This is a genomic window from Rhizobacter sp. P3_C12, assembly GCF_056402735.1.
The window spans coordinates 1-10,913 of the sequence record NZ_JBFUGW010000213.1 but is presented as its reverse complement, the minus strand read 5'-3'; the positions used below and the strand labels follow the sequence as shown (position 1 = coordinate 10,913).

Below are 10,913 nucleotides of genomic sequence, written 5' to 3'. Positions count from 1 at the left end.
GTGACGAGCTGCCCCGCTGCTACGGCATCTACGCGCTCGACATCGACCGCCAGCGCGTCGAGACGCTGGCGGCATCGGCGGTCGTGATGGCCACCGGCGGCGCCGGCAAGGTGTACCGCTACACGACCAACCCCGACACCTCCACCGGCGACGGCATCGCGATGGCGTGGCGGGCGGGCTGCCGGGTCGGCAACATGGAGTTCATCCAGTTCCACCCGACCTGCCTCTATCACCCGCAGGAGCGCAGCTTCCTGATCACCGAAGCACTGCGCGGCGAGGGCGGCCACCTGCTGCTGCCCGACGGCACGCGCTTCATGCAGGCGCACGACCCGCGCGGCGAGCTGGCGCCGCGCGACATCGTGGCCCGCGCGATCGACTTCGAGATGAAGAAGCATGGCGTCGACTACGTGCTGCTGGATGCCACGCACCTGGGCGCGGCGTTCCTGAAGGAGCATTTCCCGACCATCCACGCGCGCTGCCTGAAGCTCGGCATCGACATCACGACGCAGCCCATTCCGGTGGTGCCGGCCGCGCACTACACCTGCGGCGGCGTCGTCTCCGACCTGCACGGGCGCAGCGACCTGCCGGGGCTGTACGCGGTCGGCGAGACCACCTACACCGGCCTGCATGGCGCGAACCGGCTGGCCAGCAACTCGCTGCTGGAATGCGTGGTGCTCGGCAAGACCTGCGCCGACCACATCCTCGAGCACGCGCCGAGCGAGCAGCCCGAGCTGCCGGACTGGGACGAGAGCCAGGTCGAGAACGCCGACGAGCAGGTCGTGATCGCGCACAACTGGGACGAGCTGCGCCTGCTGATGTGGAACTACGTCGGCATCGTGCGCACCACCAAGCGGCTGGAGCGGGCGCTGCACCGCATCGACCTGCTGCGCAGCGAGATCGACGACTACTACGCGAACTTCCGCGTCACGCGCGACCTGCTGGAGCTGCGCAACCTGGTCGATTGCGCCGAGCTGATCGTGCGCTCGGCAYTGATGCGGCATGAGAGCCGCGGGCTGCATTTCAGCCGCGATTTMCCGCGCACGCTGCCGGTGAGTTTCCCGACGATCCTCGTGCGCCTCGCCACCAGCCGAAGCTAGTTCCGGGCTTTCATGGCGGTACGCGCCAGCACGAACTGGAACGCGAAGTCGACCGCCTCGGTGATCGCCACCTCGATCACGTGGCGCTCCTTCTCGCTCAGGTAGAACGAGAAATCGACCGCATGCCGGATGTAGCGCGGCGGCAGCCGGTTCAGCGCGACGCAGGCGATGTCGGCGAGCAGCTCGCTGCCATGCAGGTGCGGGTGCTGGGTGGCGGCCGCGGACACCGCCTCGAAGACGGCGCGCTCGTGGTAGTTGAAGATCGTGTCGAAGTCTGCGCTCATGGGGTCCGCCGTTCGGTGGGGATGTCCCGTCGACTGTAGTCAGTGCGGGCCGCGGCGGCCACACCCAGAGTGCGGCATAAGTCCGCGCCGACCGGGACTCCCACCCGCAGTCAGATCCGCTCCAGCACCCGCATCGAGTAGTCGGTGGCCCGCACGTCCTTCGTCAGACGGCCGATCGAGATGCGGTCGACGCCGGTCTCGGCGATGCGCCGCACCTGGTCGAGTTGCACGTTGCCCGAGACCTCGAGCAGCGCGCGCCCGCCCGTCACGGCGACCGCCTCGCGCATCAGCGCCTCGTCGAAGTTGTCGAGCAGCACGCTGGTGGCGCCGGCCTCCAGCGCCTCGCGCAGCTGGGCAATGCCCTCGACCTCGATCTGGATGTCGACGCCCGACTGCAGCTCCTGGGCGTGGCGCAGCGCGGCCGCCACGCCGCCGGCCGCGGCGATGTGGTTCTCCTTGATCAGGATGCCGTGCCACAGCGCGAGCCGCTGGTTCTGCCCGCCGCCGATGCGCACCGCGTATTTCTGCGCCAGCCGCAGCCCGGGCAGCGTCTTGCGGGTGTCGAGGATCGCGCAGCCGCGCGGGTTCGGCGACGCACCGGCGATCGCGTCGACATGCCGGCGCGTGACCGACGCGGTGGCCGACAGCAGCTGCAGGAAGTTCAGCGCCGGCCGCTCGGCCGACAGCAGCGCGCGCGCATCGGCCTCGATGTGGCAGACCAGCGTGTCGGGTGCCATGTGCGCGCCTTCGTCGACATGCCAGTCGATCGCGGCCTGCGCATCGAGCGCGCGCACGCAGCCGTCGAACCAGTCGCGGCCGCACAGCACCGCGTCTTCGCGCACCAGCACGCGAGCGCGCACGCGGCGCCCGGCCGGCACGAGCTGCGCGGTCCAGTCGCCACGGCCGATGTCTTCGGCCAGCGCATCGCGGATGTTGCGCGTGCGGGCCTGTTCCAGCGTTTCATCGAACTCGAAGGCGATCGTCATGCGGCACCGATGTTCTTCACCAGGCCGAGCTTCTGCGTGCTCGACGGGTTGGCCTTCACGAAATCGAGCATGCGGTCGATGCAGCCCAGCGCCTGGCTGCGCACCGGCTCGTCGACGTGGATCTCGCCGCTGCCGTGCTCCAGGCAGGCGACGACGCCCTGCAGCGCGTTCATCGCCATCCACGGGCAGTGCGCGCAGCTCTTGCAGGTGGCGCTRCTGCCGGCGGTGGGCGCCTCGATCAGCGTCTTGTCGGGCGCGAGCTGGCGCATGCGGTGCAGGATGCCGTTGTCGGTGGCGATGATGAAGGTCTTCGCGTCCATCTGCAGCACCGCGTTCAGCAGCTGCGAGGTCGAGCCGATCATGTCGGCCTGCGCGACCACCGACTTCGGCGACTCCGGGTGCACCAGCACCTTCGCGCCCGGGTGCTCGGCCTTCAGCAGGTCGAGCTCCAGGCCCTTGAACTCGTCGTGCACGATGCAGGCGCCGTTCCACATCAGCATGTCGGCGCCGGTTTCTTCCTGGATGTAGCGGCCGAGGTGGCGGTCGGGCGCCCACAGCACCTTCTCGCCGCGTTCCTTCAGGTGGCGCACGATCGCGAGCGCGCAGGAGCTGGTGACCATCCAGTCGGCGCGCGCCTTCACGGCGGCGCTGGTATTGGCGTAGACGACGACCTTGCGGTCGGGGTGGGCGTCGCAGAAGCGCGCGAAATCGTCGGGCGGGCAGCCGAGGTCGAGCGAGCAGGTCGCGTCGAGGTCGGGCATCAGCACGCGCTTGTCGGGGCTCAGGATCTTCGCGGTCTCGCCCATGAAGCGCACGCCGGCGACGACCAGCGTCTTGCTCGGGTGGTCGCGGCCGAAGCGCGCCATCTCGAGCGAATCGGCGACCAGGCCGCCGGTCTCGAGCGCCAGGTCCTGCAGGTCGCCGTCGACGTAGTAGTGGGCGACCAGCACCGCGTCGTGCTTGGCGAGCAGGGCTTTCGCGCGCGCCTTGTGGTCGGCGCGGCCGGCCGGCGTCAGCGGCTCGGGCACCTTGGCCCAGGCGTGCGCGGTGCAGGTGGCGCCGGCGGCGTCTTGCAGGGGGTAGTCGAAGAGAACTTCTTGGCTCATCCCCGGATGTTATCGAAGCCCCGCAACCCTTCTCAGGACAGGCTTTGTTCCGCCTCCATCAGCTTGTAGCGCGCCAGCGCCAGGTTGCTGCGCTGCTTGTCGAGCAGCGCGAACAGGAACAGCCCGCTGTGCCGCGACAGCGAGCGGATCAGGTGGTGGCGCGTCGGCGTGCTGGTCATGATCTCCTGCACCGCGTCGGCCAGCCCCATGTCGCGCGCATGGCGGTCGTGCACGCGCAGCACCTGGGTGCAGGCGGCGGCGGCCAGCTCGATGTCGACCGGGTGTTCCTCGCGCACCTTGTGCGTGACGACCAGCCCGGTCGCGGTGTCGACGACGGCGCAGCCCATCAGGCCGTCGACCTGCAGCATGCTGTCGAGCGCATGGGCGGCGCGCTGCGGATCGAGCACCGCCCGCACCGGAGCCTTCGTGACGGCACTGCTCCTGATGGCGGCGCCGGGGGATGCGGAGGCGGCGGCTGCCGCGGCATCGAGGTCGGCCACCTTGATCGGGAAGCCGTCCGGCCCCTGCACCGAAGCGATCGCGGCCACCGGCGGCGGCCCCCACACCGGTTCGGTCTTCACGCGGTTCCACTGGCCCAGCAGCGCATTCCACACCGCCGACGCGCTCGACAGCGATTCGTTGAGCACCTGCACCTTGAGCCGCTGCGGCCACTGGATCATGCCGATCTTGTTGGCGATCCACACGCCGCTCGGCGGCAGCATGAAGAGCAGCGTCGGGCAGCGCCAGCCGGGCTGGTTCACCGCGGCATACAGGGTGTGGAGCATGCCGTCGACCGCATGCGGCTGCATCGCGCCGACGATCACCGCGGTCATGTGGCTGCGCTCCATCAGCGCGATCGGGATCGCCGCGTTGTCGGGGCCGGGCGCGCGCACGTCGGCGTGGTAGATGCGCAGCAGGCCCTCGTCGCGCCGTTCGAGCGTGGTGCGCTCGATCATCGCGAGCGTGCGCAGCGTGGTGTGCTCGCGCAGGTGCAGCCGCTCGATCGGCCGCCCGCTCGCATCCGACAGCGCCTTCACGACGGCGCTGGCCCACACGCCGGTGGGGTCGTGCAGCGCGATGTGGCGGGTTGCGGTTTCGAGGTCGGCGCGGGTGGCCGCGAAATGCTCGCGGATCGCCTGCGCCGCCGAGCCGGTGACGACCAGGTCGCGCAGGTGGCGATCGACCATCTGGCCCTGGTCGTTCACCTCGGTGGCCACGCTCTCCATGAGCGAGGTGGCGGCGAAGCCGGGCAAGCGACCCTCGGGTTGATCGCCGCGCAGGTCTCCGAACAGCGATGACAACATGGGTGCTCCCGGCAGTTGAGTCCCGTGCAGTCTAGGGGGAGGCGCGCATCGGGCCATCCCCAAATTGGCTACCCCACTTCAGGGGGCAGGGATTGCCCTTGCCGCAAGGGACACGCTGATCGCTCAGGCGCCCGACCCCTTCATCATGGACGGCTGCACAGGGCGCAGGCGCGGAAGTCCGGCGCGGATCAGGGCATTCGCCTGCTGCCGGTTGTCCAGCGACTCCAGTACCTGTTCCAAGTCATTGCCCTTGTAGGCACCCATCAGGCTGGCATAGAGCGGGACGCGCTTCTTTTCGGGAAAGGCGATGATTGCCTGCGCCAAAAGGGCGATGGTGTCCATTTCGGTCTGGTTCACCGCGGTATAGAGGCTGCGGCTGGTGTGGATGACGACGCCGCTGCAGCGCTCCACGGACGCCCTGATTCCGTTCGGCTGCATCTCGTTCCCGATGGTGTATCCCGGATCGCTGCCCACATCTTCGCGGCCGCAGTTGGCCTCGAACCAGTGGTTCTGGGTGATGTGCCCAAATTCGGTCCCCGCGTGGAAGTAGACGGTCGGCGACTGATGCAGGATGCCGGTGAACCCGATGATGTTGCCCACAACATAGAAATTGTCCCGGTAGCCCATGTCGCACCTCTTTCTCGAAAGCCGCACCACGCCCGGTCGGAACGCAGAAAGAGCTTAGCGCCGAAGCACAGGTCCCGCAATCGGCTCGCATCTGAGAAGTGCCGCTCAGCTGGGCCGCAGCGGTGGCCGCGGAGATCAACTCGGCGGTAGGAGCTGAATAGATCAGCGCATCCCTAGGTGAAGAAGCGGCTCGGCGGCGCGCCCACCGAGCGGCGCACCATCGCGCTGAACGCGCTCGCGCTCGCATAGCCCAGCTCGGCCGCGATCACGCCCATCGGCTGCTTGCGCGCCGCCATCGACAAGGCCTTGGCCAGCAGCACCTGCTGGCGCCACTGGACGAAGGTGGTGCCGAGCTGCTGGCGGAACAGGCGCGCCACGGTGCGCGGGCTCGCGCCCGTGTCGCGTGCCCAGCCGTCGAGCGTGGCATGGCGTGTCGGATCGTCGAGCACCGCCTCGCACAGCGTGCGCAGCCGCTTGTCGGCCGGCAGGTCCACGCCCAGGCGCACCGGGCGAGCGCGGCGCAGCTCGTCGAGGATCAGCGCGGAGAGCCGCTGCTCGCGCTGCAGTTCACTGGCGCCGAGCGGCGGGCCGCCGTCGGGCTGCACGTTCATCTCGAGCACCAGCGCGCGCAGCAGCTCCGACACCTCGAGCACCCGGCATTGCCGCCACGGCGCCTGCTCGCCCGGCGCGACGCCCGGGCCGCTGCGCCCGCGCGGCTGCAGCAGGTACAGCGTGCGCAGGTCGGCATCCTCGACGACGCTGACGGCGTGCTCCATGCCGGCCGGGATCCACAGCGCGCGCGACGGCGGCACGAGGTAGGTGCCGTGCTCCATCGTCAGCCGCACGACGCCGGTGGACGACAGCGCGACCTGCGCCCACGGGTGGTCGTGCGGCACGACGCGGGTGTCGGTGCCCAGGTGGTGCTGCTTCGCGCGCAGCGGCCGCTGCGGCGTCGGCATGTACAGGTGGGGCGTGAGCGGGCCGATCGGTGGGGTGATCATGATTGGCAGGATCTCGACAAGGATTGACAGGCTATCGCAATCCGGCCGCTTCGTCACTGCCTACCATCGGTGCTCGATTCCACCTGCCGAACCCCTGCATGAACACCCTGGCCGCCCCGGCACCCGCATTGCGCAAGGACGCCACCGTCATCGGCCTGGTCGGCCTGGCGCACAGCATCAGTCACTTCAGCCAGCTGCTGCTGGCGCCGCTGTTCCCGTGGCTGAAGGAGGCGTTCAACGTCGGCTACGCCGAGCTCGGCCTGCTGATGTCGATCTTCTTCGTCGTTTCGTGCATCACGCAGGCGCTGTCGGGCTTCATCGTCGACCGCTTCGGGCCGCGGCCGATCCTGTTCGCGGGGCTGGCGCTGCTGGGGCTGGCGGCCTTCGGCTTCTCGATCAGCACCGGCTGGTGGATGCTGGCGGCGTTCTCGGTGCTGGCCGGTATCGGCAACGGCGTGTTCCACCCGGTCGATTTCACGCTGCTGAACCRCAAGGTGCACCCGTCGCGCCTCGGCCATGCGTTCAGCGTGCACGGCATCACCGGCAGCCTGGGTTGGGCGCTGGCGCCGGCGATGCTGGTGCCGCTGACGCTCGCGTACTCGTGGCGCGTCGCGCTGGCCTGCGCCGGCGTGCTGGCCTTCGCGGTGCTGATCGTGCTGTGGTTCAACCGCGAGAAGCTGGCGCTCGACGACATCGCGGCAGCGCCCAAGGCCAGCGCGGCGAAGGCGGCCGGCGGCAGCCTCGATTTCCTGTCGATCCCGGCGGTCTGGATGTGCTTCGCGTTCTTCTTCTTCTACGCGATGGCGCTGAGCGGCGTGCAGGCCTTCGCGCCCGAGGCGGCGCGCCTGCTGCACGACGTGCCGACGCAGCTGGCGGCCGTGTGCCTGACGGTCTACATGGTGTGCAGCGCCGGCGGCATGGTGGTCGGCGGCTTTCTCGTGACCGACCCGGCGCGCTGCGAGCGCATCGTCGGTGCCGGCTTCGGCGTGGCCGCGGCGATCGCGCTGGTGGTGGGCTTCGCCGAGATCCCGGCGCTGGCGGTGCCGGTGCTGTTCGGCGCGATGGGCTTCGCGGCCGGCATCGCCGGGCCGTCGCGCGACCTGATCGTCAAGCGCTCGGCGCCCGACAACGCGACCGGCCGCGTCTACGGCGTCGTCTACTCGGGCCTGGACATCGGCCAGGCGATCGCTCCGCTGCTGTTCGGCACGCTGATGGACTGGCACCGCCCGGCGCAGGTCTGGCTGGGCATCGCGGTGGTGCAGGGCGTGCTGATCGCCAGCGCCTTCAATGTGCGGCGGGTTCGCCGGACGGTGCTGGTGGCGGCCTGAGCGTCACACGGCGCTGCGGTGCCGCGCGATGCAGGTGTCCAGCACCTCGCCGCCCGGCCGCTTCCACCAGTCCTCGCTGGAGAAGATCTCCACCTCGCTGTAGCCCGCGTAGCCGGCTTCTTCGACCCAGCCGCGGATGCGCGGGATGTCGATCACGCCGTCGCCCATCATCGCGCGGTCGTTCAGCAGGTCGCGCGTGGGCACGCGCCAGTCGCAGACGTGGAAGGCCAGCAGCCGCTCGCGGCCGGCGCGTTCGATCTGAGCGCGCAGCTTCGGATCCCACCACACGTGGTACACGTCCAGCGCCACGCCCAGCGCGCCGCTGCGGCCGGGGTCCAGCGCGTCGCACAGGTCCAGCGCCTGCTCCATCGTGTTGACGCAGGCGCGGTCGGCCGCATACATCGGATGCAGCGGCTCGATCGCGAGCGGCATGCCGGCGCGGCGCGCATGCGCCAGCGTCGCGGCGATGCCGTCGTGCACCTCGGCGCGCGCCGCGCCGATGTCCTTGTGCGCGACCTGGCCCGACAGCGCGCCCGGCAGCCCGCCGACCACCAGCACCAGGCAGCGCGCGTTCAGCACCACGGCCTCGTCGACGGCGCGCCGGTTGTCGTCCAGCGCGCGCTGTCGCCCCGCGGCATCGGCCGCCGGGAACATGCCGCCGCGGCAGTAGCCCGACAGCTCGATGCCGGTGTCGCGCACCAGCCCGGCGATCGTGTCGAGCCCGGCCGCGGCCACCTGGTCGCGCCACGGCGAGATCGCGCGGATGCCTCTTGTCGCGCACTCCAGCACGATGCGATCGAGCGGCCATTGCGCCCGCACGGTGGCGGTGTTGATCGACAGCCAGCGGTGGTCGGCGCTGAAATCCCTCATCTCAAGCGTCCACGCCGTGCAGGCCCAGCAGATGCCGCATGCGCCGCGCCGCCAGCTCCGGCTGCTCGATCAGCCCCGCCTCGTCGGCCAGCTGCAGCAGTTCCGCCAGGTGCGGCAGCGAGCGCGTGCTCTGCTGCCCACCGACCATCACGAAGTGATCCTGGTGGCCGTTGATCCAGGCCATGAAGACGATCCCGGTCTTGTAGAAGCGCGTCGGCGCCTTGAAGATGTGGCGCGACAGCGGCACCGTGGGCGCGAGGATCGCGTGGAAGCGGCTGCGGTCGTGCGCCGCCAGCGCCGCCAGCGCCGCGCTGGCGGCCGGCGCGATCGCGTCGAAGATGCCCAGCAGCGCATCGCTCTGCCGCTGYGAGCTCACGCTGCCCACGCCATCGCCGGCGATCAGCTCCGCATAGTTGAAATCGTCGCCGGTGTACATGCGCACGCCGGGCGGCAGGCGGCGGCGCATCGCGATCTCGCGGTCCTTGTCGAGCAGCGAGATCTTGATGCCGTCGACCTTCGCCGGGTTCGCCTCGATCACCGCCAGCGCGGTGTCCATCGCGCGGTCGACGTCGGCGCTGCCCCAGTAGCCGGCCAGCGCCGGGTCGAACATGTCGCCCAGCCAGTGCAGGATCACCGGCTCGCGGGCCTGGCGCAGCAGGCGGCCGTAGACCTGCACGTAGTCGTCCGGGCCGCGCGCCACGCGGGCGAGCGCGCGGCTGGCCATCAGGATCAGGCGGCCGCCCAGCTTCTCGATCGCGGCCATCTGCGCCTCGTAGGCGCGCAGCACGTCGTCGATGCCGCGGGCCGCGTCGGGCGCGAGTTGATCGGTGCCGCAGCCGCTCGCGATGCGCGCGCCCGGCACGTCGCGCGCCGCATCGAGCGAGCGCGCGATCAGCTCGAGCGAGGTCGGCCAGTCCAGCCCCATGCCGCGCTGCGCGGTGTCCATCGCCTCGGCCACGCCCAGGCCCATGCGCCACAGGCGCTGGCGGCAGGCGATGGTGCGGTCCCAGTCGATCGCGCACTGCAGCCACGGATCGACCGGCGCGAGCGCGTCGGCCACCACGTGCGCCGCCGAGTACGCGATGCGGTTGAAGGCGGGCTCGGCCGGCGCGCGCCAGGCCTCGCGCGCCGACAGCGTGTAGCGGGCGAGGCGGCCGTCGGGCTGCGGCAGGTTCAGTGTCAGGCTCATCGCAGTCCCTCGCGTCGTCACAGCGCCAGCGCCGGCACGTCGATCCAGCGCCGTTCCTTCCAGCTCGCCAGCGCCGCCTCGACCAGCTGCACGCCCTTGGCGCCTTCGGGCAGCGTGAAGCGCCACGGCGCGTCCTCGGCCACGTGGCGCAGGAACTGCTCCCACTGCAGCTTGAAGCCGTTGTCGTACGGCTGCGTGTCGGGCACCTCCTGCCACTGCTCGAAGAACGGCATGGTCTGGCGCGTGTCGGGGTTCCACACCGGGCGCGGCGTGTTCACGCGCGCCTGGCTGCGGCAGTCGGTCAGCCCGGCCACGGCCGAGCCGTGCGTGCCGTCGACGTGGAAGGTGACCAGGTCGTCGCGGCGCACCCGCGTCACCCACGAGCTGTTGACCTGCGCGATCACGCCGCCGGCCAGCTGGAAGGTCGCGTAGGCGGCATCGTCGGCCGTCGCGCGGTAGGCCCGCCCGGCCTCGTCGAAGCGCTCCGGGATGTGCGTGCTGCCGAGACACGACACCGCCTGCACCTCGCCGAACAGGTTGTCCAGCACGTAGCGCCAGTGGCACACCATGTCGAGGATGATGCCGCCGCCGTCTTCCTGCCGGTAGTTCCACGACGGCCGCTGGATCGGCTGCAGGTCGCCCTCGAACACCCAGTAGCCGAACTCGATGCGCACCGACAGGATGCGGCCGAAGAAGCCGGCGCGCTTGAGCATGTCGAGCTTGCGCAGGCCGGGCAGGAACAGCTTGTCCTGCACCGCGCCGTGCTTCACGCCCGCCTGCTGCGCGAGGCGGCACACCTCCAGCGCCTCGGACAGGTTGGTCGCGATCGGCTTCTCGCAGTAGACGTGCTTGCCGGCGCGGATCGCCTGCGCCAGCAGCGTCGGTCGCATCTGCGTGGTGCCGGCGTCGAAGAACACGGTGTCGGCGCGGTCGGCCATCGCGGCATCGAGGTTGGTGCCCCAGCGCGCGATGCCATGGGCTTTCGCGAGCGCCTCGATCTTGCCGGCATCGCGGCCGATCAGCACCGGGTCGGGCATCAGCCGGTCGCCGTTGGCGAGCGCCACGCCGCCCTGGTGGCGGATCGCGACGATCGAGCGGATCAGGTGCTGGTTCATGCCCAT

General features: G+C 70.4%; 11 protein-coding genes. 2 read left to right on the top strand and 9 right to left on the bottom strand.

Going from position 1 to position 10,913, the window contains the following annotated elements:
• Positions 1 to 1,097, top strand: a 1,097-nt coding sequence (nadB, locus tag AC1DXV_RS25275; protein ID WP_477936130.1) for an L-aspartate oxidase, incomplete at its 5' end; no start/stop codon positions are given.
• On the opposite strand, the gene AC1DXV_RS25270 is transcribed toward nadB, so the two are convergent.
• From AC1DXV_RS25270 to AC1DXV_RS25245, 6 genes are all read right to left on the bottom strand, one after another.
• Positions 1,094 to 1,381 carry a late competence development ComFB family protein gene (locus AC1DXV_RS25270; protein ID WP_477874847.1) on the bottom strand — a complete coding sequence of 96 codons (288 nt, stop codon included), beginning with the start codon at positions 1,379 to 1,381 and terminating at the stop codon, positions 1,094 to 1,096. The two genes, nadB and AC1DXV_RS25270, sit on opposite strands and share 4 nt — an antisense overlap.
• Before the next feature lie 110 nt (positions 1,382 to 1,491).
• Positions 1,492 to 2,367: a carboxylating nicotinate-nucleotide diphosphorylase gene (gene nadC, locus AC1DXV_RS25265; protein ID WP_477873636.1), complete on the bottom strand. Its 876-nt coding sequence runs from the start codon at positions 2,365 to 2,367 to the stop codon at positions 1,492 to 1,494.
• The gene (nadA, locus tag AC1DXV_RS25260; protein WP_477936128.1) at positions 2,364 to 3,473 is read right to left on the bottom strand and encodes a quinolinate synthase NadA; all 1,110 of its coding nucleotides are present in this window, start codon (positions 3,471 to 3,473) and stop codon (positions 2,364 to 2,366) included. The genes nadC and nadA overlap by 4 nt, the downstream gene beginning before the upstream one ends.
• A gap of 32 nt (positions 3,474 to 3,505) precedes the next feature.
• Positions 3,506 to 4,777, bottom strand: a complete 1,272-nt coding sequence (locus AC1DXV_RS25255; RefSeq protein ID WP_477873339.1) for a roadblock/LC7 domain-containing protein — start codon at positions 4,775 to 4,777, stop codon at positions 3,506 to 3,508.
• 123 nt (positions 4,778 to 4,900) lie between these two features.
• Positions 4,901 to 5,404 (bottom strand): hypothetical protein, encoded by a 504-nt coding sequence (locus AC1DXV_RS25250; RefSeq protein ID WP_477873337.1) that lies wholly within the window; start codon positions 5,402 to 5,404, stop codon positions 4,901 to 4,903.
• A gap of 173 nt (positions 5,405 to 5,577) precedes the next feature.
• A complete protein-coding gene (locus AC1DXV_RS25245) occupies positions 5,578 to 6,405 on the bottom strand; it encodes an AraC family transcriptional regulator (RefSeq protein ID WP_477936126.1) in 828 nt (275 codons plus the stop codon).
• 98 nt (positions 6,406 to 6,503) lie between these two features.
• On the opposite strand from AC1DXV_RS25245, the gene AC1DXV_RS25240 reads away from it, so the two are divergent.
• A complete protein-coding gene (locus AC1DXV_RS25240; RefSeq protein ID WP_477936124.1) occupies positions 6,504 to 7,733 on the top strand; it encodes an MFS transporter in 1,230 nt (409 codons plus the stop codon).
• Between the two features lie 3 nt (positions 7,734 to 7,736).
• Here AC1DXV_RS25240 and AC1DXV_RS25235 read toward each other — a convergent pair whose 3' ends face one another.
• The 3 genes from AC1DXV_RS25235 to AC1DXV_RS25225 form a co-directional block, all read right to left on the bottom strand.
• Positions 7,737 to 8,603 (bottom strand): sugar phosphate isomerase/epimerase family protein, encoded by an 867-nt coding sequence (locus AC1DXV_RS25235; protein ID WP_477936122.1) that lies wholly within the window; start codon positions 8,601 to 8,603, stop codon positions 7,737 to 7,739.
• Between the two features lies 1 nt (position 8,604).
• Positions 8,605 to 9,792 (bottom strand): dihydrodipicolinate synthase family protein, encoded by a 1,188-nt coding sequence (locus AC1DXV_RS25230; RefSeq protein WP_477936120.1) that lies wholly within the window; start codon positions 9,790 to 9,792, stop codon positions 8,605 to 8,607.
• Between the two features lie 17 nt (positions 9,793 to 9,809).
• Positions 9,810 to 10,913: Gfo/Idh/MocA family protein (locus AC1DXV_RS25225; RefSeq protein ID WP_477936118.1), on the bottom strand; the 1,104-nt coding region annotated here is incomplete at its 5' end.